This is a genomic window from Proteus sp. fly-1067, assembly GCF_040139345.1.
In the GTDB taxonomy this organism is placed as follows: domain Bacteria; phylum Pseudomonadota; class Gammaproteobacteria; order Enterobacterales; family Enterobacteriaceae; genus Proteus; species Proteus vulgaris_B.
In genome coordinates this window covers 87,739-112,132 of record NZ_JBEEUL010000006.1, presented here as the reverse complement: position 1 = coordinate 112,132, position 24,394 = coordinate 87,739, and the positions used below count along the sequence as shown (strand labels likewise).

At 39.5% G+C, this 24,394-nt stretch carries 20 protein-coding genes; 6 read left to right on the top strand and 14 right to left on the bottom strand.

The annotated features are described in order from the left end of the window. Positions 1-374: 374 nt before the first annotated feature. From ABN217_RS10435 to fixA, 5 genes are all read right to left on the bottom strand, one after another. Positions 375-1,697, bottom strand: coding sequence for an MFS transporter (locus ABN217_RS10435; protein ID WP_196554498.1), 1,323 nt, complete (start codon positions 1,695-1,697; stop codon positions 375-377). Positions 1,698-1,783: 86 nt separating this feature from the next. Beyond that, the gene (fixX, locus tag ABN217_RS10430; protein WP_023582978.1) at positions 1,784-2,071 is read right to left on the bottom strand and encodes a ferredoxin-like protein FixX; all 288 of its coding nucleotides are present in this window, start codon (positions 2,069-2,071) and stop codon (positions 1,784-1,786) included. Then, positions 2,068-3,360, bottom strand: a complete 1,293-nt coding sequence (gene fixC / locus ABN217_RS10425; protein ID WP_349459385.1) for an FAD-dependent oxidoreductase FixC — start codon at positions 3,358-3,360, stop codon at positions 2,068-2,070. The genes fixX and fixC overlap by 4 nt, the downstream gene beginning before the upstream one ends. A gap of 56 nt (positions 3,361-3,416) precedes the next feature. Beyond that, positions 3,417-4,355, bottom strand: a complete 939-nt coding sequence (locus ABN217_RS10420) for an FAD-binding protein (RefSeq protein ID WP_196554500.1) — start codon at positions 4,353-4,355, stop codon at positions 3,417-3,419. 11 nt (positions 4,356-4,366) lie between these two features. After that, positions 4,367-5,140: a putative electron transfer flavoprotein FixA gene (gene fixA / locus ABN217_RS10415; RefSeq protein ID WP_196554501.1), complete on the bottom strand. Its 774-nt coding sequence runs from the start codon at positions 5,138-5,140 to the stop codon at positions 4,367-4,369. Positions 5,141-5,681: 541 nt separating this feature from the next. On the opposite strand from fixA, the gene caiT reads away from it, so the two are divergent. The 6 genes from caiT to caiE all read left to right on the top strand — a co-directional run bounded on the left by caiT (position 5,682) and on the right by caiE (position 12,794). After that, positions 5,682-7,196: an L-carnitine/gamma-butyrobetaine antiporter gene (caiT, locus tag ABN217_RS10410; protein WP_072069078.1), complete on the top strand. Its 1,515-nt coding sequence runs from the start codon at positions 5,682-5,684 to the stop codon at positions 7,194-7,196. Between the two features lie 41 nt (positions 7,197-7,237). After that, entirely contained in the window at positions 7,238-8,380 is a 1,143-nt protein-coding gene (gene caiA, locus ABN217_RS10405; protein WP_069369791.1) for a crotonobetainyl-CoA dehydrogenase, read from the top strand. Between the two features lie 67 nt (positions 8,381-8,447). Further along, entirely contained in the window at positions 8,448-9,668 is a 1,221-nt protein-coding gene (gene caiB, locus ABN217_RS10400; protein ID WP_349459384.1) for an L-carnitine CoA-transferase, read from the top strand. A 74-nt stretch (positions 9,669-9,742) separates the two neighbouring features. Then, complete coding sequence (gene caiC, locus ABN217_RS10395) at positions 9,743-11,299, top strand: crotonobetaine/carnitine-CoA ligase (RefSeq protein WP_196554503.1); 1,557 nt, start codon at positions 9,743-9,745, stop codon at positions 11,297-11,299. Positions 11,300-11,375: 76 nt separating this feature from the next. Next, positions 11,376-12,161, top strand: coding sequence for a crotonobetainyl-CoA hydratase (caiD, locus tag ABN217_RS10390; protein WP_349459383.1), 786 nt, complete (start codon positions 11,376-11,378; stop codon positions 12,159-12,161). Positions 12,162-12,200: 39 nt separating this feature from the next. Beyond that, on the top strand, positions 12,201-12,794 hold the full coding sequence (caiE, locus tag ABN217_RS10385) for a carnitine operon protein CaiE (RefSeq protein ID WP_072069082.1): 594 nt from the start codon (positions 12,201-12,203) through the stop codon (positions 12,792-12,794). 67 nt (positions 12,795-12,861) lie between these two features. Here the strand turns inward: caiE and caiF are convergent, their stop codons facing one another. The 9 genes from caiF to ABN217_RS10340 all read right to left on the bottom strand — a co-directional run bounded on the left by caiF (position 12,862) and on the right by ABN217_RS10340 (position 24,381). Beyond that, positions 12,862-13,254, bottom strand: a complete 393-nt coding sequence (gene caiF / locus ABN217_RS10380) for a carnitine metabolism transcriptional regulator CaiF (protein ID WP_072069083.1) — start codon at positions 13,252-13,254, stop codon at positions 12,862-12,864. 571 nt (positions 13,255-13,825) lie between these two features. Next, positions 13,826-14,488 carry a fructose-6-phosphate aldolase gene (gene fsa / locus ABN217_RS10375; protein ID WP_072069084.1) on the bottom strand — a complete coding sequence of 221 codons (663 nt, stop codon included), beginning with the start codon at positions 14,486-14,488 and terminating at the stop codon, positions 13,826-13,828. A 290-nt stretch (positions 14,489-14,778) separates the two neighbouring features. Further along, the gene (locus tag ABN217_RS10370; protein ID WP_349459381.1) at positions 14,779-15,390 is read right to left on the bottom strand and encodes a lytic polysaccharide monooxygenase; all 612 of its coding nucleotides are present in this window, start codon (positions 15,388-15,390) and stop codon (positions 14,779-14,781) included. A gap of 391 nt (positions 15,391-15,781) precedes the next feature. Next, a complete protein-coding gene (locus ABN217_RS10365) occupies positions 15,782-18,700 on the bottom strand; it encodes a cytotoxic necrotizing factor Rho-activating domain-containing protein (protein ID WP_349459379.1) in 2,919 nt (972 codons plus the stop codon). A gap of 14 nt (positions 18,701-18,714) precedes the next feature. Further along, positions 18,715-18,972: an Rz1-like lysis system protein LysC gene (gene lysC / locus ABN217_RS10360; protein WP_082151783.1), complete on the bottom strand. Its 258-nt coding sequence runs from the start codon at positions 18,970-18,972 to the stop codon at positions 18,715-18,717. Further along, positions 18,929-19,285: a hypothetical protein gene (locus ABN217_RS10355; RefSeq protein ID WP_197269851.1), complete on the bottom strand. Its 357-nt coding sequence runs from the start codon at positions 19,283-19,285 to the stop codon at positions 18,929-18,931. The genes lysC and ABN217_RS10355 overlap by 44 nt, the downstream gene beginning before the upstream one ends. Then, positions 19,282-19,671 carry a M15 family metallopeptidase gene (locus tag ABN217_RS10350; RefSeq protein WP_197269850.1) on the bottom strand — a complete coding sequence of 130 codons (390 nt, stop codon included), beginning with the start codon at positions 19,669-19,671 and terminating at the stop codon, positions 19,282-19,284. Before ABN217_RS10350 ends, ABN217_RS10355 begins: the two co-directional genes overlap by 4 nt. Then, positions 19,668-19,985 carry a phage holin family protein gene (locus tag ABN217_RS10345; RefSeq protein WP_196554510.1) on the bottom strand — a complete coding sequence of 106 codons (318 nt, stop codon included), beginning with the start codon at positions 19,983-19,985 and terminating at the stop codon, positions 19,668-19,670. The genes ABN217_RS10350 and ABN217_RS10345 overlap by 4 nt, the downstream gene beginning before the upstream one ends. A 70-nt stretch (positions 19,986-20,055) precedes the next feature. Beyond that, positions 20,056-24,381, bottom strand: coding sequence for a SpvB/TcaC N-terminal domain-containing protein (locus ABN217_RS10340; protein ID WP_197269849.1), 4,326 nt, complete (start codon positions 24,379-24,381; stop codon positions 20,056-20,058). Positions 24,382-24,394 lie beyond the last annotated feature (13 nt).

The following is a 24,394-nucleotide window of genomic DNA, read 5'->3' as shown; positions in this document are numbered from 1 at the left end:
GAACTGTTTTTCGTCATTTGAATAGTATGAGAGAGATCTGTGATTGGGATCTAGATTTGATGAGTTAAATATAATTTGTAATTGAAGAGTAATTAATAACAATGAGATAAATTTGAAACCAAGGCGTTATAAAGGTGTTATTTTAAATAAAGAAAAAGGAGAGTCACTTTATTTAAATAAAAAATAAAACCACTCTCTTTTTTTAATATAAATATACTCAGATCACTTTAAGATATAAAAAAATCTTATCAATAAATATCGACGTGATAATTTAAATCAATATAATATAAAAATAAATACAATAATGATTAAACTTTATAACATCTAAATAAAAAGTAAATTAAATCACTTAATTTATTTATTAATTAAAAAGATTATTTACCTCGTCGCATTGGCATGGTTGAGGTCTGATTAAGCGTTAATCCTTTGGTTTCTGGTGCAAACAACACAGAAACTATCATGCCGAATAAAGAAATTGCGGCACCCACTAGCATCGTCGTATTAATTCCATAAGTAGCGATAAAGGCAGGAAGCGCACAAGTTGAAATAACCGTACCAATACGGCTTATTGACATAATAATGCCCACGGCTGACGCTCGAATATCAGTCGGAAATAATTCATTAGGATAGAGCCATTGTAAAATGCCGGGGCCACCAGAAAAGAAAGCATAAGTCGCAAATGCTAAGATAACAAATAAGATAGGTAAATCAGGGAAAACCCCTAACACCAATAATGCCAATGTCATCATGGCGAAACTACCAATCAATAACGGACGTCGCCCTGTTTGATTTAACCAAAACATGGCAGGAATACACCCAAACATGAAGAACAGGCTAATCACTACATTCCCTAATGCCGCACTTCTTCCCGCATCCCACCCTAATAAACCGACAATTTGTGGTCCAAAGGTATAAATGGCGAACATCGGGATAACTTGGCAAGTCCAAATAACGGCAACAAAAAGCACAAAAGAAAAATGACGTTTATTAAAGAGCTCGATAAAACGGGTTTTTTTGGCATTTTCAGCTTCAAAAACAACAGGTTCACCAAAAAGTTTGATCATCATTTCATTACACTCTTGAATACGCCCTTTTCGTATTAACCAAAGCGGGGATTCAGGCAAATCAAAACGACCAATTAGAATAATGACACAAGGTATAAAAGCACTGCCCAACATCCATCGCCAGCCATCTGCCACATCATATAAAAAATAACCGACTAAGTTGGCACACGTCGCCCCGATATACCACATTGCGGCAATAAAACCGACAGCAAAAGCACGTTGTTTTTTATTGGAAAACTCCGTGATCATCGACGTCGCAATGGGGTAATCAGCACCAATCACAATTCCAATAAGAAATCGCATCACCAACAAGCCCACAGGCGTGGAAACAAACATCGTCGCAATAGAAATAATGGCAATAGCCACAATATCCACAAGGAACATTTTACGACGCCCCACTTTGTCACAAATATAACCAAAAAGTGATGTGCCAATAAAAAGTCCGGCTAATGTTGCCGCACCAAGCAGACCTATCCATTGTGAATCAAGCTGTAATAACGGTGTGAGTTGCTCTAATGCCACACCGATAATCACTAATACATAACCGTCAAGAAAAGGGCCACCACTCCCCCATAACATCACTCGACGATGCACAGAGGTAAAGCGAATATCATCAAAGTTTCTGGGTTGCATGACTGCGTCCTGGTATTTTTTCTAAATAAAGCAAAAAAGAAAAGCTCCCAGGCCGGAGGCAGCACTGGGAGAAAAGTAGCGATACATCATCCGTAACGATATTCCACGCCAAAAGTTCCACGTGGGTATTCCCATTTTTCAAGCGCGCTATCTAAACCAAGAATTCGACACGTTCCACACTCTAAGCACCCTGCATAATCAAAACTGATGGTGCCATCTTCTTGTTTTTTATAAAGACCAGCAGGACAGGCTTTGACTAAGGTTTCCAACACCTGCATATCAGGTTGCTCTTTAACGACGATATGTGGATTTTCTTCATCGACATTAAATTTATTGATGCCTAGTTTGACATCGACATTTACGGGAGAACTCATATTGCTTTTACTCCTTTGATCCCATCTTTGATCAGATTCATCCAACCGACTTTTTTGGTATGACGCATCATGGTTTTACGCATTGGTACAGGTGCGTCACCCGTAACAGTAAAGAGATCTTTCGCGATACCAACGACCATTTCAGGATAAGCAGTAAACATACGAGGATTATCAAGTAGATCAGGCATACGCTGATACGCTTTCATATCGCGTACCGGGCCATCTTCTAAATGTTTGAGATATTCATTAAGTGATTGTTTACTAAAATCATTTTTCTCCATAGCAGAAAGCACCGTTTTTGCAGCCGCTTCACCAGATGCCATCGCTAAATCCATGCCACGGATAGTAAAACCAAGATTCATACACATCCCTGCTGCATCACCTGCAATCAATACGCCATCACGTACTAATTCGTTTTGCATTCTTAAGCCCGCTTCTGGAACGACATGCGCACCGTATTCCACCATTTTTCCGCCTTCAATTAGCGGCGCAACAACGGGATGCTGTTTAAAATCTTCCAGCATTTGTGGTACTGATTTCTTCGCATCTTTAACATGGTGAAGCCCACAAACAAGACCTAAAGAGAGCGTGGTCTTATTGGTATATAAAAAACCACCGCCCATTAATCCATCGGTAGGTGATCCCGCAAATAACCAAGCTGTGCCTTCGTTATCTTTTAGGTTAAAGCGATCTTTAATCACACTTTCAGGCAATTCGATGATCTCTTTTACGCCCACAGCGACATTTTCAGCGGCAACACGTTTTGTCATCCCTAACTGTTCAGCCAAGATAGAATTCACGCCATCAGCTAAAATAACGGCTTTGGCTTCTAACACATCCCCATCGGCTTCAACACCAACAATTTTGCCATCACGCTCGACTAACTTATCAACACGAATGCCTGTGATGCATTGCGCACCCGCATTTTCGGCTTGTTCCATTAGCCATTGATCAAACTCACCACGTAATACAGACCAAGAGGCGGTTTTTGGGTTATTTCCTTGTGCATTTTGGTAATCCATTGTCATTGCGCCGGTTTCAGTCATAAACGACAATTTTTCGTGAGTAATAACGCGTTCAACTGGTGCTTCTTGCGCAAACTCAGGAATGATGCGTTCAAGAGTATGTGCATACATACGACCACCGGTTACATTTTTCCCGCCAGCGTAGTTACCTCTTTCTATTAGCAATACTTGTGCGCCTTCCCTTGCTAAAACAAGTGCAGCCACAGATCCTGCTAATCCTGCGCCAACAATAATGGCATCGAAAATATCTTCGGAATCGGACATAACATCTCCAGAATTTGCGATAAACGCAGAGAAGTCACCTTCTCTGCTTAAATAAATCAGTTAGATAATTGACGAGTTAATGCAGGTAAAATCTTCATTAAATCACCGACAATGCCGTAGTCTGCAAATTGGAAGATAGGTGCATTTTTGTCTTTATTAATAGCAACAATAATTTGTGCGCCATTAGCGCCAACCATATGTTGAATTTGCCCTGAAATACCGGCAGCCAAATAGAGTTCAGGTTTCAGCATCAGGTTAGAAATACCAACATAGCGCTCGTGCTCCATCCATTTTTCGTTTTCGGCAACAGGACGAGAACACGCGATTTCAGCACCAATGGCTTTGGCTAATTCTTCTGCAATAACGATATTTTCTTTGCTACCAATACCGCGACCTACACTGACAACAAAGCGCGCTTTATCTAAATCAACCGCATTAATTTCGCGAGGCTGAACTGCATTGCGAATAATGGTTTGAGCTGGGGCAATCCATGCCACTTTTTGTGCATTACCCGTAGCACCTGTTTCTGGTGCAACATCAAAAGCACCTACACTTGCAGTCACTACGCAATAAGCGGTTTTCAAGGTTTCATCACCAAAAGCAAGACCACCGTAAACCATGTGTTTTGCTACTAATGCATCACCGTCTACTTTTAAAGATTGTGCGTCATTAGAAACAACCGCGTCTAAACGATGACCTAAGCGCGCTGCGAGTAATTTGCCACGACGTGTATTAGGTAATAGCACTAAACCTGCATCACCTTTTTGTTTGATGGTTTCAATCATGCTTTGCGCATAGTCTTCAATAATGCGATCGTCTGGTTTGCCTTCTAATTGGAAAACCGCTGTTGCTCCTAATTTAAAGGCAGCTGCACTTTGTTCGTCATTCAATGTAAATACATTGATAGATTGCCCTAATGAAGAAGCGCCGCCCATTAATTCTGGTAAACGGGAAAGTGCATCACTAAATACCCAAACAGTTGAAAACTGACTCATAACTCCCCCTATTACTTAAGAATTTTACGTAAATGTTCTGCCAACTCAGCAATCTGATCGTCACCATCACCTTCAATGATGATGCGTTGACGGACTTTTTGTTTTGGTGCCGCGATTTTTTGCTCTGAACGCGCAGTAATAACATCCAGACCCAAATCGGCAACACTCCATTGCTGAACTGGTTTTTTGGCTGCGCCAAGAATGGCTTTCATCGAAGGAATTTGAGGTGTGTTAATGTCGGTAGAAACCGCGATAACAGCAGGTAATGGAATGGTCAGTGTTTCAATTTCATTTTCTAATTCACGTTCAACCGTAATTGAATCATTAGAGAGAGAAACAATGTTATTAATGCCATTTATTGCTGGGATATTTAAAATTTCTCCCACCAGCAAACTAACTTGTTGTGAGCTGAGATCGGCAGAGCCATCGCCACAAAGAATTAAGTCATAACCTTTTTTAGTGACTGCTGCCGCCAGTGTAATCGCCGTTTGGTAGGGTAAAGAGGCTTCAAATTGGTCATCAACCACAACAACTAAATCGTCAGCACCGCGAGAAAGAACATCTTTACGTGCTTTCGCATTTGTCAGTGCTTTACCACCAACACTCATTGCCGTGATTTGAATGCCATCAAGTTGCGTCTTAAGCTGATTAGCGGCTTCAATCGCATTTAAATCATATTGGCTGATTTTGGTATTAGCACGAGAAAAATCCAGCGAACTGTCTGCGCTATTTACCGTAATATCCTGCTCATCGGGAACACTCTTGTAACATGTAATAATATTCATTACATCTCCTGAAATTAATAAATAATGTCATTTACTCTGGCAATGTAATATAGAATTAACATAATTAAGTGATTAAAAAATTAAACCTAGGTCACCAATATTGAACATTATTAAATAAAGAAGAGATAGCGTTCAATATTGCTAAATACATCACCAATATTGAAATTGGTTTTAATTGAAGTATTCAACTTTCAATATTGCTACTTCGATCAACAATATTGAAAGACAGAATATAACAAGCCGATTACATACAAAGCAATATTAATAATTATCAACAAGTTACAATGAAAATAAAACGTTATAAAACGTAACATAAAATCGACAAAAAGAATAGTGTGAAGTGAATAACAGAATAGATTTCTTATAATATCCATCATTCTTCATCATTAATGGATTTGTAGATTAGCCAATGACTTTATTTTTCTATTATGATGAATCACCAATAGACAAAATATTCATAAATAAACTTAATTGTTTTATTAGTTATTAAGAATTAACACTACTTAAACTTCTGCGCTAAATATATTTGGAAATTTTACCTATGAGCAAAGATAATAAAAAGGCAGGAATAGAACCGAAGGTTTTTTTTCCGCCATTGATCATTGTTGGTATTTTATGTTGGTTAACGGTACGCGATCTTGATGCTTCAAATGAAGTGATTAATGCCGTATTCAGCTATGTTACCAATGTCTGGGGTTGGGCCTTTGAATGGTACATGGTTATCATGTTCGGAGGTTGGTTTTGGTTAGTCTTCGGTCGTTATGCCAATAAACGTCTTGGAGAAGATAAACCTGAATTTAGTACCGCAAGCTGGATCTTTATGATGTTTGCGTCTTGTACATCAGCCGCCGTCCTTTTCTGGGGTTCGATTGAAATATACTACTACATTTCAAGCCCACCTTTTGGAATGGAAGGTTATTCAACTCAAGCTAAAGAAATTGGCCTTGCTTACAGCTTGTTCCACTGGGGTCCTCTACCTTGGGCAACTTATAGTTTCCTTTCTGTTGCGTTCGCTTATTTCTTCTTTGTTCGCAAAATGGAAGTTATTCGCCCAAGTAGCACCTTAACGCCATTAATCGGTGAAAAACACGTTAATGGGATTGTTGGAACGATTATTGATAACTTCTATCTTGTTGCTTTAATTCTAGCAATGGGAACTAGTCTTGGTTTAGCAACACCGTTAGTCACTGAATGTATTCAATACTTATTCGGTATTCCTCATACCCTGCAATTAGACGCCATTATTATCTCTTGCTGGATCTTATTAAACGCAATTTGTGTGGCATTTGGTCTGCAAAAAGGGGTGAAGATCGCCAGCGATATTCGTACTTACCTAAGTTTCTTAATGTTGGGTTGGGTATTTATCGTTGGTGGTGCGAGCTTTATTGTCAACTACTTTACCGATTCGGTCGGTACATTGATGATGTATATGCCTCGTATGCTGTTTTATACCGACCCAATCGGTAAAGGGGGATTTCCTCAAGGCTGGACAGTCTTCTATTGGGCATGGTGGGTTATTTACGCCATCCAAATGAGTATCTTCTTAGCTCGTATCTCTAAAGGCCGTACTGTTCGTGAACTGTGTTTAGGAATGGTTTCAGGCTTAACCGCAGGGACTTGGTTAATTTGGACAATTCTGGGTGGTAACACCTTACAACTGATTGACCAAAATATTCTCAACATTCCACAACTGATTGAACAATATGGTGTTCCACGCGCCATTATCGAAACATGGGCGGCATTACCGCTTAGTACAGCGACAATGTGGGGCTTCTTTATCCTCTGCTTTATTGCCACTGTCACCTTAATTAACGCCTGTTCTTACACACTAGCAATGTCCACTTGTCGCTCTATGAAAGAAGGCTCTGAGCCCCCTTTATTAGTGCGTATCGGCTGGTCTGTGCTGGTCGGTGTTATCGGCATCATTCTGCTCGCACTTGGGGGTTTAAAACCAATTCAAACCGCCATTATCGCCGGAGGATGCCCACTATTTTTCGTCAATATCATGGTCACCTTGTCCTTTATTAAAGATGCCAAAGTACATTGGAAAGACTGATCCGCTATACGCAAAGAATGACATATTAAGAGGTTATTAACATGGATTTTAGATTGAATGATGAGCAGGAACTGTTTGTTGACGGTGTCCGCGAATTAATGGCCAGTGAAAACTGGGAAGCTTATTTCGCACAGTGTGATCGCGAAAGTAAATACCCAGAGCGTTTTGTCAAAGCTTTAGCGGATATGGAAATCGACAATCTGCTTATTCCTGAAGAGCATGGTGGATTAAATGCAGGCTTTGTTACTGTTGCCGCAATTTGGATGGAATTAGGTCGTTTAGGTGCACCAACTTATGTGCTTTATCAATTACCTGGTGGCTTTAACACCGTCTTGCGTGAAGGAACTCAAGAGCAAATTGATAAAATTATGGCGTTCCGTGGTACAGGTAAACAGATGTGGAACTCTGCTATCACCGAACCCGGTGCAGGCTCTGACGTCGGTAGCTTACAGACCACTTATACCCGTAAAAATGGCAAAGTTTACCTTAACGGTAGCAAATGCTTCATCACCAGTAGTGCTTATACCCCTTATGTTGTTGTGATGAGCCGTGACTCTGCATCTCCAGATAAACCTATCTTTACTGAATGGTTTGTGGATATGAGTAAACCGGGCATTAAAGTCAACAAGTTAGAAAAATTGGGTTTACGCATGGATAGTTGCTGTGAAATCACTTTCGACAACGTTGAACTTGAAGAAAAAGACATGTTTGGTCGTGAAGGTAACGGCTTTAACCGTGTAAAAGAAGAGTTCGATCACGAACGTTTCTTAGTGGCTCTCACTAACTACGGTACAGCAATGTGCGCTTTTGAAGATGCCGCTCGTTATGCCAACCAACGTGTGCAATTTGGCGAAGCTATCGGCCGTTTCCAACTTATTCAAGAAAAATTCGCTCATATGGCGATCAAACTCAATTCAATGCGCAACATGTTATATGAAACTGCATGGAAGAGTGACAACAACTTAATCACTTCTGGTGATGCAGCTATGTGTAAATACTTCTGTGCGAATGCGGCATTTGAAGTGGTCGATAGTGCAATGCAAGTGCTTGGTGGTGTGGGTATTGCTGGCGAGCACCGTATTTCTCGTTTCTGGCGTGACCTTCGTGTTGACCGTGTCTCTGGTGGCTCTGACGAAATGCAGATCCTGACATTAGGACGCTCAGTGCTTAAACAGTACCGCTAATTAATCACGAAAACTCTCTCATCATTAGGTGAGAGAGTATTCACTCAACCACTTATGAGGTGACGCTATGACAGAACATTTACCAATGCCACAATTCGGCCCACTTTCAGGGGTTCGTGTTGTGTTTTCAGGAATTGAAATTGCAGGGCCATTTGCAGGACAAATGTTTGCAGAATGGGGTGCTGAAGTGATTTGGATTGAAAACGTTGCATGGGCTGACACCATTCGCGTTCAACCTCACTATCCTCAGCTTTCTCGCCGTAACCTTCATGCACTATCGCTAAATATCTTTAAAGACGAAGGTCGTGATGCGTTCTTAAAATTAATGGAAACAACCGATATCTTTATCGAAGCCAGTAAAGGCCCAGCCTTTGCGCGCCGTGGCATTACTGATGAAGCATTGTGGGAGCATAATCCTAAATTGGTTATTGCGCATTTATCGGGTTTTGGCCAATACGGTGATCCGCAATATACCAACCTCCCCGCTTATAACACCATCGCTCAGGCCTTTAGTGGTTACCTTATTCAAAATGGTGACAAAGATCAGCCAATGCCAGCCTTCCCTTATACCGCAGATTATTTCTCAGGAATGACAGCAACCACGTCCGCGTTAGCGGCACTGTATAAAGTTCAACAAACGGGTAAAGGCGAAAGTATTGATATTGCAATGTATGAAGTGATGTTGCGTATGGGGCAATACTTCATGATGGACTATTTCAATGGCGGTGAGATTTGTCCTCGTATGACCAAAGGGAAAGATCCGTACTACGCAGGCTGTGGGCTTTACCGTTGCCAAGATGGTTATATCGTGATGGAAGTTGTCGGTATCACTCAAATTGAAGAAATTTTCAAAGATATCGGCCTTGCTCATCTGCTTGGTACACCTGAAGTGCCAGAAGGTACGCAACTTATTCACCGTATTAATTGCCCTCATGGTCAATTATTTGAAGACAAATTAGATGAATGGTTAGCACAACAACCGATCACTGATGTCCTTAAACGACTTTCAGAGCTCAATATTGCCAGTGCCAAAGTGCTGACTATTCCTGAGCTTGAAGACAATCCGCAATATATCGCGCGCGAATCGATCACCGAATGGCAAACCATGAATGGTGATACCTGCAAAGGGCCAAATGTGATGCCGAAATTTAAAAATAATCCTGGAAAAATATGGCGTGGAATGCCATCTCACGGCATGGACACTGATGCGATTTTGAAAAATATCGGTTATAGCGACGAACAAATCAGGGGGCTAGTCGATAAGGGACTGGCTAAAATCGAAAAGTAATACCGCTGAATTCAGATAGCGCAAAGATAGAAAGCGCATCTGAACTCATGGCAAAAGAATAGGATAACAGTTTAATGGATGTGATTGGCAAACAAAACTTACGTCAAATGTGGGATGATTTGGCTGAGGTTTATGGCACAAAAACAGCGCTAATTTTTGAAGCCGCACAAGGACAAGTGAGACAATTTAGCTACAGTGAATTAAATGAAGAGATAAACAGAACCGCAAATCTTTTCCATGCTGGTGGCATAAAAAAAGGCGACCACGTTGCCTTACATCTTGATAACTGCCCAGAGTTTTTCTTTTGCTGGTTTGGGCTGGCAAAAATAGGTGCTGTCATGGTGCCGATTAATGCGCGCTTTATGCATGAAGAGAGCGCATGGATAATCAATCACTGCCAAGCCCATTACGTAGTAACACGTGATAATTTCTATCCTATTTACCAACCTATGTTACAGGATGAACAAAATCCTTTAACTCAGTTGTTTTTAATAACAGAAAACAGGCTTCCTACTGAGAAAGGGATTATTGATTTTCTAAAAGAGAAAGCCAAGCATCCTGTTACACTTAATCATCACACTCCATTAAGTGTAGATGATACCGCTGAGATCCTTTTTACCTCAGGTACAACCTCTCAACCCAAAGGCGTTGTTATCACACATTATAACTTACGCTTTGCCGGTTATTACTCATCATGGCAAAACGCATTACGTGAAGACGATGTTTATCTCACTGTTATGCCTGCCTTTCATATTGATTGCCAATGCACCGCATCTCTCGCAGCATTTTCTGTAGGTGCGACATTTGTCCTACTCGAAAAATACAGTGCTAGAGCCTTTTGGAAACAAATTCTTAAGTATCAAGCGACGGTGACGGAATGCATTCCCATGATGATGAGAACGTTAATGGCACAACCGATTTCATCCGAAGAAAAGCAACACAAATTACGCGAAGTAATGTTCTACCTCAATCTCGCAGACGAAGAAAAAGACGCCTTTATTGAGCGCTTTAACGTGCGATTACTCACCTCTTATGGCATGACAGAAACTATAGTTGGTTTAATTGGTGACAGACCCGGTGATAAACGCCGCTGGCCATCAATTGGCAGACCGGGTTTTTGTTATCAAGCACAAATCAGAGACAAACAAAACCACGAAGTCCCTGATGGTGTTGTGGGTGAAATTTGCGTAAAAGGCGAACCCGGTAAAACCATTTTCAAAGAGTATTACAACCGACCTGATGCCACAGCAAAAGCGCTAGAGCCAGAAGGTTGGTTACATACGGGAGATTATGGTTATCGGGATGATGAAGGCTTTTTCTATTTCGTTGATCGCAGTTGCAATATGATCAAACGTGGTGGTGAAAATGTCTCTTGCGTTGAGATTGAAAATATCATTTCTTCACATCCTAAAATTCAAGATGTCGCCGTAATTGGGGTGCCTGACAACATTCGTGATGAAGCAATCAAAGCCTTTGTAGTACTGGTTGAAAATGAAACCTTGAGTGAAGAAGAATTCTTCCATTTCTGTGAGCAAAATATGGCGAAGTTTAAAGTCCCTTCTGCCGTTGAATTTAGGGAAGGCTTACCACGTAATTGCTCCGGAAAAGTGATTAAAAAGCATTTGAAATAAGGCATAGGTAGGTTCAACCACAACTTAATAACCTCAATCATAAATGCTTATTTTTGATGATGAAAAGGAATACAACATGAGCCAATCATTACACTTAACAACACGTGGTTCAGTACTTGAAATTGTATTAGATAGACCAAAAGCCAATGCTATTGATGCAAAAACCAGTCATGAAATGGGAGAAGTTTTCCTTCGTTTTCGTGATGATCCTAGCTTACGTGTCGCGATTATTACTGGTGCAGGCGAACGCTTTTTCTCGGCAGGATGGGATTTAAAAGCAGCGGCTGAAGGTGAAGCTCCTGACGCTGATTTCGGTGCGGGCGGTTTTGCTGGTTTAACCGAGCTTTTCAATCTAGATAAACCTGTCATTGCGGCGGTTAACGGCTATGCGTTTGGTGGTGGATTTGAATTAGCACTCGCTGCCGACATGATGGTGTGCTCAGACAACGCTTCTTTTGCATTACCTGAAGCACAGCTGGGGATCGTGCCAGATAGTGGTGGCGTCTTGCGTTTACCTAAGCGTTTACCACCTGCTATCGTCAATGAAATGCTGATGACAGGCCGTCGCATGAATGCGGATGAAGCATTACGTTGGGGCATTACAAACCGTGTTGTGAGCTCTGCACAATTAATGGATAGCGCTCGTGAACTCGCAGACCAAATCGCCAATAGCGCCCCACTGGCCGTTGCAGCATTAAAAGAGATCTATCGTGCTACCAGTGAGCTTTCTATTGAAGAAGGCTACAAATTAATGCGCAGTGGTGTATTAAAACATTACCCAAGTGTTCTCCATTCAGAAGATGCCACAGAAGGGCCACTTGCCTTTGCTGAAAAACGTGTCCCTGAATGGAAAGGACGGTAATTATCTAGTATTTCGATAATACAACAAAGAGGAAAACGGATGAGTATCTATGCGTTTGAAGGTCTTGTTCCTGTGGTACACCCAACCGCCTATATTCACCCATCGGCAGTATTAATTGGTGATGTAATTATAGGCGCAGGAGTTTATATCGGCCCTTTAGCCTCATTAAGAGGTGATTATGGACGCTTAATTGTCGAAGCAGGTGCAAACCTTCAAGACGGTTGTATCATGCACGGTTATACCGATATGGATACTATTGTTAGAGAAAATGGACATATTGGACACGGTGCCATTCTTCATAGTTGTATTATCGGGCGTGACAGCTTAGTCGGCATGAACAGCGTGATTATGGACGGCGCAGTGATTGGTGAAGAAAGCATTGTAGCCGCAATGAGTTTTGTAAAAGCGGGTTTTCAAGGGCAACCTCGCCAAATGTTAATTGGCAGTCCTGCCAAACATTTCCGTGATATTACTGAACAAGATATGGAATGGAAACGGATGAACACTCGAGAATATCAAGACTTAGCGGTACGCTGTCGTCAAAGCTTAGTCGAAACTACGCCTTTAACAGCACCTGAGCCTAATCGCCCACGTTTACGAGGCACAACAGAAGTGAAACCGAAAGGTCAGTAGCAAACAGCGACAGGCGTTATACGCGCCTGTCGTCATTGTTTTTTAGCCTACCACTTAATAAGTCACGTTAGCGTCGTTGTGATTTTGATAACATCCATTGCCATTTTTGTTCATGGTTTAATCCATGAGGGATCATCGCTGCTAATTTTTCAGGAGAACTTTGACTACTTTTACCCTGAACATGGCCCTTTAAGCGTGAATAAAGTTGAGGATCGATATGACTCACTTTGATCATTCGTTGGCACTGACATCCTCTACCTTCTAACTGATTAGGGACACTTTTCGTTTCACATTCGATTTCTTTTACATCAGAAAGAATATAAGAAACGATATTAATCGCATTGCATTGAGGAATATCGAATTTTGTTGCAATTTCTTTCGCACTTACCCAACGCTCTTGCGCTTGAACCCAGTCAGCAATTGATAGATAAAGTGGCTTATTCATGTATTCTTCGCACATATTTACTCCAGTATCACAAATAAAGTTTTATTTATCGCTAAATAAAGATAATAACTGTATATGTTAATTATCATTGCACCGCGGAGTATCGGTTTTCCCTGTTAATCTGGTAAGTTAACAACCCCATCAATATAATATTTAGTTTATCTTTAACAACCAAACTCTTTAATTAACACACTTGTCACAATTTTTTACTTTATTATTAAAGCCAAAGCAATAATAATTAAACCGAGTAAAAACAAAAAATTAATTAAATATTAAAATATAAAATAGCTTTTAGAGAAAAATAACAACTCATTGATAAATAAACTATTTTTTCAAAAAATAATAAAAAATAGATAGATTATATTAATAATCCATTTATAGACTAAGATTATAGTAATAGATCTAAATTTAGATTGCCAGAAAGGTGGCTTATTATTAGATGTAAATCAATATTCGTTTATTTTAAGCCATCCAAATCTAGTTATTAATACATTAGTAAAAGTGAAGATTAATATCTTAAATATCCCAAAATGGATAAATTAAGTGCTATAGCGCTATAGCACTTAGTCTCATATTATTAATTTGATTATAAAAAACGACGTTCAAATGCGGTTTGCCAATCATCTGCAAATCTATTTACTGCATCATCGACAACTGGTGAACGAATAATAGAATAAGCAAGTTCAATCGGTAATGTCACCGAAGAAGCACCAGCTAATAAACAATCAACAACCTGACGGGGTGTTTTAAAGCTCGCAGCTAAGATTTTTGTAGGTAAATTATGCATGGTAATTAATGTTTGTAACTCTTTTACCACTCTTACCCCATCAGATCCTTGTCTATCCATTCGGTGAACATAAGGCGCAATATAATCTGCCCCAGCTAAGGCTGCCATTAATCCTTGTGAGACACTGTAAATCGCGGTACCTAATACCAGCATATTTTTTTGTTTTAATTGTTTAATGGCGACAAGTCCCGCTTCAGTAACTGGAATTTTAATCACAGTATTATCTGCAATATTGCCAATACGTAATGCTTCTTCAATCATGGTATCGACATCACTGGCAATGACCTGAGCAAATACTCGGCCTTTGCCTCCCATGGCTGCTTTTAATTCAGGTAACAGTGTTTCAATATCTTGTGCCGATTTAGCAATAATAGACGGATTGGTAGTGACACCTGCAATAGGAAGAACTTGAGAGAGTTTTCTGACTTCTTCGATATCCGCTGTATCTAAATAGATTTCCATAATCGCGCCTCAATGATGTGGTTTTTAAGCTAAATAATTATAGGTATAACGTAGAAAGTAGCATTGTGAGCGAAGGATTTCTAGTCGATCCAATGAAAATAGCGCCCACACAAAGGCGCTATTGATTAAATTTCAATAATAGATGTCTATTATTTTTATTTAACAAATAAAGAATTATCAATTTAAATTTAATATTTTAATTTAATATCCAAGATCGGATTATATTTAAGATGGAATAATATATATCCAACATTCTTATTGATATTAAAAAATAATTTTAATTAACTTGGTTATTTTTTAAACTCAGCATCAATAACTTGATAAAAAGCATTACCTGTATCCGCAATATCCCAAACACCTAAAATAACCTGATAACCAGAACGCTCTGGTATATTACAATTTATCTCTACGGTTTCCTTTGGTATTTTACCATTATCATCTTGTTGGCAGAATGGTATTAAATCAAAATCAGCACGAGTCAGTGGTTTATTAACATCCCATTCTGGTTTAGTAATAAAGAATCGCCATGATTCTGTACTGTGCTTTGCAGTTAATGTCCATTTAAAGGTATTTTCTCCACTTTTCATTGCTACTTTTTGCCAACGATCAGCACTTTGTGCATTTAACGCAGAAAAAGCCTCTTTGCCGCCACTGGCGATTTGACCATCTGCTGGACCACCTTCAGGGAAACCTTTAAGTCCTTCAATAGATTGAGGCTCATACTGTATTGGACCACAGTTTTTATTTAAATTGCCCCCTTTTGATGAACAAAGGAAAGCTCTACTGGGGGGAACATCAATATATCCATGCTTTAATGTTACATCGGCTGACGCTGTTGAAACAAAACCCGCTGATGATAATAATAACGTTGCAGTAAATACCATAAGTTTATTTTTCTTCATAATAAAACCTCATAATTATTAATAAGTATTTTTAAATATCATGATTACGTTAATCACATTAGATATTAGTCAAAAAAAGATAATTAAATATGTATTTATTTATATTTGTGAGCGATGTCGCTATTTAATTTAATATTAAAACGGGAATAAAACGCCATATTAATATTAATTAGATGATGATTTATTATTGAAATAATATATTAAATTATTTTTTATATACTTTATTTTACACATTATTAAAAGTATTCAAATTATCAAGATAAGATAAAAACAACCCAAATGAGGCAAAAATACTACCTCACCGGATTGTATATTTTAGATATATATTTTAATGAGATTACATTCTATCAATGTACAATCGTGAACGATGTTCTCTTGTAACAACGATGTGTTAGTGTAAACGAACTTTCATTGAGTCAAGAACAGTAATTTTGCTGGTATTCTTGTTGATAGTTACATCTTCCGATAATACTTTTACATTGACTTTTCCTGTATCCCGAGCCAATAAAGCGTAGCTATAGCCAGCTCTGGGTTCAAAACGAGATACTTTATGTTGATTGTTATAATCAAATACAGCGACATTTTCTTGAACTTGATCTATCCTCGTGCCTTGTTTCCCAAGATAAGTTATTACCGAACGTTCAAACTCACTTAATGTACCAATCAAGTCATTATTATGATTTCCTGATACCGATAAATTCTTACCCGACAGGGCTCTAAAGCTGTGTTGTGTTGTGCTCACTCCTTGAATACCCGTTTTCCAGCTATCGTCGCCGGGTTTTTGTCCGGTATGAACTGCATAAAATGTTTCTTTATCTACAGCGTATTGCATCGTACAGCCACTTAAAGCTCCTGACGTAATGACAATGGGTTTCTTCTCCTGAATATCATCCAACTGAATGCTTATGCCCACACTGCCTGATCTACCATTCGTAACATAAATAGCGGTTAGATCATCAAAAAGTGTTTTGCGCCCCCAATAAGTTCCTACTGTTCCAACACCAGGCTTTTGGGACGTAACCTGAGAACCTCGGAAGATATGAACTGATTGGTATAAATCACCGCCTCGTTTCAATAATTCCGGACTATACTCTCTTAACACAGGATTATGCTCAACTGAATCAAATCGACTGATAGCGAATGGCAATGTCGCCTCAGAACTTTCTTTATTACTCCCCACAAATAATCCACGATTTCGTAACGGAGTAATAGATCCCTTTTGTAGCTTCATATCATCTGATGCGAAAAGAAGAGAGAAACTGCTATTAGGCATTCGCCCATCAGGATCATGTAACGTCACGGGGTTATTACGCACCATACGATATAAATTTAGCCCATCAATCGTACCTGCGGGATCGGCACTTAACCAACGACCAATCCACGGCTGATAATAACGGTAACCGTAGTAATACATTCCTGTTGAATCTTTTTCTTTACCCGAATAACGAATAGTTTTGTAATCGGCTTCTACCGCATTTTCACTCGACCAAATCGCAGTCCCGCCATAAGGGTAATACTCTTCATAACTGACTAATTGTCCTTGGCCATCGGTTTCTAATCCGCTATTACCCATACCGTCATCATAGTTATAACGCAGTGAATTATTTTCAATCCCTTTAGGCGAACCTATTTCCCAACACAATGCTCTCACACCTGCTCTTGTGCCTGCGTTTACTTGCGCGACGATATATTTTTCCGTCACCGGATTTTCATTTACTTCCCATATTTCAATATTCGGTAAATAATGCGTCGTAACTTTTTCTAAATGGCCATAAGCTGCTTTACGCCCCCGTATTTTCGTAACACGTTGCCCTGTATTATTGTATTGGTAAGTTTCACCTTCATATAAAAAACCACTCTCTATTACCTGATTTGTGGCTTTCAGATGATTACGTTCATCCCAAATAATGGCATCACCATTGAGAAGCTTGATTAAATTACCACTCTCATCAAAATAGCTATCCACCATTTTAGGATCTTCACATTGTGATTTTAATAAGGCTCGATTGGTTTTATTTGAAACAACGATATCTTGAGTAAAACTTTGTTGTGCAATTGAAGAGTTATGTCGGATCTGCATTAAATTACCACCGCGATCATAAGCGTATAACCGCGTATAATTGGTATAGCTTTGTGTATCTTTGACTAATGTGGTAATGGTCTGAGATTGCATCGCCGCGGGTGTTTGCTGATTTACTGATTCTCGTCCTGTCGCACTCACTAATTGATAGAGTGAGTCATATACATAACGATTTTCAGGCACCACTTTCTGATTACGCCAGTAGCGAGTCGCTTCAGCATCATTTTTCAAACAAATAATATTACCGACAGGATCGTATTCATAACGCAGATCTTGCATGATCTTCGCCCCTAATGCATGACCTTGAAGGCGTGCTGTTTTAATATGTAATAAACGCTGGGTTTCAGGCTCATATTCATAAGTCGTCACCAAACCATTACCCTGCTCTTCACGTAATTTTTGCCCTGCAGCTGAATAAGTTAATGAACGTAAAATAATTTGTTCTGATTGTCCTTTTAGCGTAAGCCAAGACTGCTTAACAAAACCCGCAATATCATAAATCATGCGGCGTTGATGCCCTTTACAATCCGTTTCAGTTAATATTGTTCCCGTGGCATCATAGGTATATTGTGTGGTGTATTTTTCTGAATTTTCTATTTTAGAAACGTCATTATTTGAACTCAAATCAATATATCTTCCAAAATATAATTGTTGCGTTTCAGATAACACACCACCTAATAATGAAAAACTATCGGCGGTTTTCTTTCCTGCGATATCAAAGTGTTCAATGCATTTTCCTACCTGATTTTTAGCAATAAATTCATCCCAAGCTTGAGCCCACTTAAATTTCTGTACCACTCTAGCGCTACTTTCGCCTAGCTTTCCTTCTTTAATGTTATCTAAATTTCGCTCAAAACGTGGATCGGTATATTCATAGGTTATGACGGTTCCTTTGGCATTAATCTGTTGCGAAATCGCACCCTCAATATCATTGAGATTAAAGCTATTCCCATTATCAACACCTTGTGAAAGTGATAACGCTCCCCCTAAACTAACTGTTTGCTGAATATTGGATTGAATAGTTGAGTCGGATTGCCGGGCTTCATACAATCTTGCATCAATACTGTGTTCTAAATAACCGCGAGCATGATAATGGTGACGAGTAATACGTTCATCGGTTTTATTTATTGTGTCAGGATGACGACAATAACTAATTTCACGAATGGTTGATCCGCGATTATCATGAACCACCACGGTTGGGGTTCTTGTGTTTAATTGTTTGATTGTCATGTTTTTATAATTCCTTAATTGATTTTCTTTTTACGATCTAATTCATGGCTATTACGCTGATCCTTTAAGGCTAATATGTCAGCAACCGCTTTTTTATCGGTGTTGCATTTCTCCAATATCAACATTAAACGTGCCACATAATCAGGATAATCCCCCCACACTTGCACATTAAAAAATGGTGCAGAGCACGGTTGTAACAAATGCGCAGGAACAAATTTATCTGGCGCTTTAACGATGATTGGGGGAGTTTTGCTGCAACTGGATAACAGCATCAGGCACAGGCTCATTAGCGCAAGGCGTTTGAACCAAAATCTGCCGTAACTCTTGGCGTATAACATGATTTTCTTCCTCTAAAGCTTGTTGCTCCTTTTGTTGATGTATAAGTGTTTCAGAGACTTTTTCCGTTTGTTCGTGCCATTGCACTAATTGTGATTGCAATGTGCGTTGTTGATATTCAAGCTGATTATTTTGTTCAGAAAGTCGATTTATTTGGTTATATTGATAACGAATAACCAGTAATGTGATAATAATAATTATTGCCACGCCACCTTTAACACCAAAGCGTAAAAAAGTACTTATGTTCATGGATTTGCCTCTCTACAAAGCTCGTAATGGGGACCATCACGAAATGAAACCCAATCTCCTCCCCAATTAATTCGAACATTCAATTGATAAGCAGCTTTTTTCATCGCTTTTGATACCGACTCGAATACTGACCAATCTTGCCAAGGGATCGCACCATTCACTAAGGGCACAATATCAACGGCATGCCCTGTTAAATGACGGCTATTAAGTGTTTTACTTTTACCTTCCTTCATTAGCTCTTTTTGTCGAGCTAATGAACGTACCCCTTCAATAACAACGAAATCATATTCACTAAATGTCAGTGCCAAATTAACCACTCGGACTAAATCCTGATCCACACCTTCTAGATTTTTTTGGCTACGTTGACTCAATGTATATATGCTCATTTAGGCTCCTTAAGGTTATTCACACCAAAAACACGGTTCCACAACCAAATTAAAGTTGTACTACCCATTGAGCCAAAAAGTCCTGCAATCATGTAAGACATATAACGACTTGCCCCACTTTCAAAACTTAATAACCCTCCTAATAATCCTGTAAAAACAGAGATCACGACTTGGCTGGTGATACCACACCAAGACCACTTAATTTTTTTCTGCCTAATTTCCATTAAATACCTCACGACACCTCCCCAGGCTGAAAATCCACCGATAATCATCCAAGCCAGCGCATCGCTTTCTGATGGGATCGCCACTAGCATAATAAAATTCCTAAATTAAGCGGATTAAACGACATCGCCAATTAACCCGCGTTGATAGGCAATAAATAACTTACATTAGAGTGTCATTTTCATCTTCCTGGACCACAAACCAAGGTGTTACTATCGTATTACGCTGATAGTTTTTTGCCGTATTCACTCGATATAAGCGACTTAATGCATCGTAATAATGGGTATCTGCAAAACGATTCGGTTGTGCAGAACTACCGGTGATATAACGCCAATCATTGAGGAAATAAGGCTGATAAACACGCTTTACATTTCCTTGATTGTCATATTCTGTTTCACCTGAGATAGCCCAACGTGTTGTGGTACTTTTTTGCTGTACCTGTTGTGCACTATCAACTGCTAATATCCCTTTTTCATCGCGCAAGAAAGCGTCTCCAGCTTCAACTCTCACGGAAGTTTGCAATAAACGACCAAAACCATCGCTAAAAGCAATTTGTTGACGAATTTGCTGTTGTGGATCGCTGTCATAACGGTCGGTCATAATTTGCAGTGCATGCGGTGGTAATTTTGAAGATGTGGACATCCAACTGTCAGTGATATAAACAAAACCTGTTGCAATAGGCAGTGTTGATGTCAACGCTAACGCATCATTAATCGTTGTCGGCATCATAAATGGCTTATCGCTATAACCGCTTTGCTTGCCATTTTCGCTACCTGAAAAACGTGTTGTCGTTACTCGCCCAAAACCATCAAACATGACTTGATGAATATTTTCATTTGCATCCGTCATTGAATTAGGTGACAAAAAGCGCCAATCATAAGTAAGATGGAAATCTTGTATATTGAGTGGGGACTTTTTTCCCATTAACACACAAAATTGCTTATCCCATAATAAGTTATACTCACAAGATAAGTTAGATTGCTTATAAATAAGCGGCTTATAAAATTGCGCTAATGAGCCATATTGGGTAATGCCTAATAGTGGTTTCACCCACAACGTATTGCCTTTTTCTGTTTCATCCGCAAACAAATACGCTTTTTGCTGATAACCCGCATTTGTCATCACGTCATTCAGTGCTAAATCGGGATAAGGTTGTGAAATAACGTTGGCAGTTTCTTCATCTAATTCTGCACTTTCGCTATAGGCTAAACGAGCTGGAAAATCAGGCTCTAGCAATGTGCCACTTCCATTGACATCCATATAAGCCAGCTGTTGTTGCCCAACAAATACTGATTTTTGTGTCAGTAAATTATTGGTGGCTAATAGTGCTTCGACACTTAACCCCTCTTTAGGCTGCTTTTCTGCTCCATATGTCCAAATATCTTGGCGACTTGTTGCTATAACACTTAGCTGATAAACCTGTCTTTCAGGGTGATTAATATGATGACAAGTTTGACGCAATAAACCTAAACGCAGTGTATTTTGTTGCTCATCATAACTGGATGCCCATAACGTCTCTGGCAAGCTTTCATAATGCTGATAAGGATTTTCCGTGCCTTTAACTCGTCTTGGATAATCAATAGAAACAGTTTTAGAGGCAAAACCATAACTATCTTGTTCTAAAGCGATTTGTTGATGACAAACAGGATCAGTCGCAATACGCTCATAGTGATATTCACGACTTTCTACTACAGAAGGCATCACTACAGGTGAGCGCCCTTGCATTTCAATTAGACGTACTTGAGGTCGCTGTTCTGTGACAGCATAAGGCACACTGGAAACAACAGAATTATCTAGTCCATAGACCTCTTTTCGAAGCAATTGACCTTGCAATCCACGCTCAAGCCAATAGCCTTGTTCTTGACGCACTGTGTTATCACAGATCTTTTCAGCGCTTCCTTCACCTTGTGTAAAACGTGGTGAGAAATGGGGAAATGCACCATTATCGCCTTGCCAAAACTCGTTATAAAGCTGAGCATCAACAATAGATTTACCCGTTAAGAACCATTGGCGGGTTAACACACTTGGTGTTTTATCCGTCGTATTTTCTTCACTTTTAAATGATTCAGCGTTCGTAGCTTCAACACAACCAAAACCACGAAACTCTTTTTCTTTACCGTCCCAGACACCATAACGATAATTAAAAGTTTGTGTTAACTGGCTTTGTGTAATTTCATCAACCGTGTCAATTTTCCAAAGCGTATGCAAAGGGAATGGTAAATGACTTACTACATTATCTTTATTTTGTTGTTGCCGAGTTAATTTTTCGTCCAAACCATATTGGGCAGAACTACGGTAGTGTAATTTTTGGAGTAGCCCCATATTGTTATTAATAGAGGTTAATAACCACGGTTTGTTATTTTGCAAAGAAAGAACCCAATGTTGCGGTGTTGGATAAGATTTTGTTAGTAAAATACTGGCAATACCTAAACCTTGAACGTCCGCTACTTGCAATTGGCATTGATTATCAAAACGCACACCTTTAGGTAATGGGATATCATCACCACGTACAAATTGGTTACCACTTTGGTTAAAATAAACTTCTAAATGAGTAGATTGGGCATAAATGATATCAGTTGTACCACTACCATCTAAATCGGCTAAATAGAGCTGGTTAGGATTAAATTTAAGGCGATCTGCCGAAAATCCCGAAATAGTGATTGGTTTGCTAAATTTACCCTCACCGAGATGAATCCAACAAGTTACTCCTTGATAATCCACTTTAATTAGATGTTGTTGTCCAGAGCCCAAAACATCACTAAAGGCGACTAAAGCACGACGATTAATATTCTTAATCGGCAAGATCACCCCTTCAGCCTGCATTATCTCTTTACTTTCTTTCCAACCTTGCGCTGAGCCAGCATAAAGACGAATACTGCGAGGACCAATCAAGGCGAGATCAGCAAAACCACTGCCTGTTAATGAGGTAATTTCAGCTCTAGGATGAAAATATTCCACAGGTATGGCACCAAGTGGCACAAAATTAAGCCAATTCTCTGCTTTAGTGTCATCCTGAATGTAATAACCGTTTACATTACCTTGTGTGACTAACCATTCTAATTTGCCGTCACCCGTAATATCAGTCAGCGTTGCTGAGCCACGTAACGATGGAATAACAGGGAGTTTTTTAGGGTTATCCCATGTTATGGCATTAGGATTTTGCTTATCTTCTTTTCTCATTGGTGCGCGATACCACCAAGCACCACTGTCTTGATACAACACACCCGCAAGCCCTTCCCCTAATAAATCAACATATTGATAAGGCTGTTGTGGTGTAAAAGATCTGAGTTCATCCAGTGATTGCCATAATGCTTGTTTCGTTGTACCGACTTTTTGCCAATCAAATTTTACAGGGGGCAATGTTATTAACGACTGTGTATCTTTATTATCGTTAAAAGCCGATTGTTGTGCTGAAACTAACACCGTACCCGATGCTGACTCATCATAAGTAAGCGTTAATCGAGCGACTAATTCCGGTGTTTCCGCCAATGCTGTTTGTTTTTCTAAACTTTCAATACGGTGATACATCAGCACTTGACGACATAAACGACGAGTACGGACTTCAAAACCGTAATGGAAAAGCGAAAAACAGTCTTTACGCAGTGTCCAGTCTGAATTGCTCTGCCATTGCGGATAAGAGGCTAATGCACTGTTACGCTCACCGTAATCAAACACTAAAGTAAATAAAGCATTTTTCGGTAATGTATTATCGCTTTTAGTACAGGAGAAAGCGCGTTCACCCACAGGATTACCGTAATACACTTTCTCTAAATAACGTTGTGTATTGGCATTGCCATGTGATTGAATTTCTTGTTTATTACAACCTTTTTCATCTTCAGCACAATAGTGATATTCAATTTGTTCACCCATTGCTGAAACCGAAGCATTGAGGTTCCATTGCGCAATATGCTCGCTGTTTTGGCTATCCACGATCTGTGCTGTGGTTTCATAACCAAATAAGTGAACCTCACCATTTGCACTCAACATCACCCAAAATTGTTTTGGTGTATTAGCAGAAGTATTAGCCTCATTTAATGACCAACATTCAAAACGACTAAAGCTTTTTTCAATACGAGAACGGTAGGTTGTGACTTGGTATTGATGTGCAAGTTTTACGCCTAATAATGTATTACGTTGAGTATTTTCAATGTCGCCCTTTTTATTCAAAACAGGCACAATCACTTCACCTTCTGGCCCAATAAACTCATCTTGTGAAGAATAAGATGGCACGCCTTTTGAAGTACGACGACGAATAGACATCACGCCCACAGACCAACCGAAACCAAATACCCCATTGCCTGCTTGATTTTGATACGTCAAACCTAAAGAAGGAGCATAACCACGACCTTGGCTAATGGGTAATGGTAAGCTAAAAGTCGCCGCACCATCAGGACCTACGGCACCCATATTGCCGGTTAATCCTGTAACTGCACCACCACCTTTTGGTAAATTCGGCGCATCAAAGGTTAAATTCTCTGAATTTTGCATGTAGAACTCCTTA

Coding starts and splice junctions, on each gene's coding strand:
- fixC (WP_349459385.1), bottom strand. CDS start 3,360: ATGTCCGATTCCGAAGATATTTTCGATGCCATTATTGTTGGCGCAGGA.
- caiA (WP_069369791.1), top strand. CDS start 7,238: ATGGATTTTAGATTGAATGATGAGCAGGAACTGTTTGTTGACGGTGTC.
- ABN217_RS10365 (WP_349459379.1), bottom strand. CDS start 18,700: ATGACAATCAAACAATTAAACACAAGAACCCCAACCGTGGTGGTTCAT.
- fixA (WP_196554501.1), bottom strand. CDS start 5,140: ATGAATATTATTACATGTTACAAGAGTGTTCCCGATGAGCAGGATATT.
- caiE (WP_072069082.1), top strand. CDS start 12,201: ATGAGTATCTATGCGTTTGAAGGTCTTGTTCCTGTGGTACACCCAACC.
- caiT (WP_072069078.1), top strand. CDS start 5,682: ATGAGCAAAGATAATAAAAAGGCAGGAATAGAACCGAAGGTTTTTTTT.
- lysC (WP_082151783.1), bottom strand. CDS start 18,972: ATGCTGTTATCCAGTTGCAGCAAAACTCCCCCAATCATCGTTAAAGCG.
- ABN217_RS10435 (WP_196554498.1), bottom strand. CDS start 1,697: ATGCAACCCAGAAACTTTGATGATATTCGCTTTACCTCTGTGCATCGT.
- ABN217_RS10420 (WP_196554500.1), bottom strand. CDS start 4,355: ATGAGTCAGTTTTCAACTGTTTGGGTATTTAGTGATGCACTTTCCCGT.
- ABN217_RS10355 (WP_197269851.1), bottom strand. CDS start 19,285: ATGAACATAAGTACTTTTTTACGCTTTGGTGTTAAAGGTGGCGTGGCA.
- fixX (WP_023582978.1), bottom strand. CDS start 2,071: ATGAGTTCTCCCGTAAATGTCGATGTCAAACTAGGCATCAATAAATTT.
- caiB (WP_349459384.1), top strand. CDS start 8,448: ATGACAGAACATTTACCAATGCCACAATTCGGCCCACTTTCAGGGGTT.
- ABN217_RS10345 (WP_196554510.1), bottom strand. CDS start 19,985: ATGCTAGTGGCGATCCCATCAGAAAGCGATGCGCTGGCTTGGATGATT.
- ABN217_RS10370 (WP_349459381.1), bottom strand. CDS start 15,390: ATGAAGAAAAATAAACTTATGGTATTTACTGCAACGTTATTATTATCA.
- ABN217_RS10340 (WP_197269849.1), bottom strand. CDS start 24,381: ATGCAAAATTCAGAGAATTTAACCTTTGATGCGCCGAATTTACCAAAA.
- caiD (WP_349459383.1), top strand. CDS start 11,376: ATGAGCCAATCATTACACTTAACAACACGTGGTTCAGTACTTGAAATT.
- caiC (WP_196554503.1), top strand. CDS start 9,743: ATGGATGTGATTGGCAAACAAAACTTACGTCAAATGTGGGATGATTTG.
- fsa (WP_072069084.1), bottom strand. CDS start 14,488: ATGGAAATCTATTTAGATACAGCGGATATCGAAGAAGTCAGAAAACTC.
- caiF (WP_072069083.1), bottom strand. CDS start 13,254: ATGTGCGAAGAATACATGAATAAGCCACTTTATCTATCAATTGCTGAC.
- ABN217_RS10350 (WP_197269850.1), bottom strand. CDS start 19,671: ATGAGCATATATACATTGAGTCAACGTAGCCAAAAAAATCTAGAAGGT.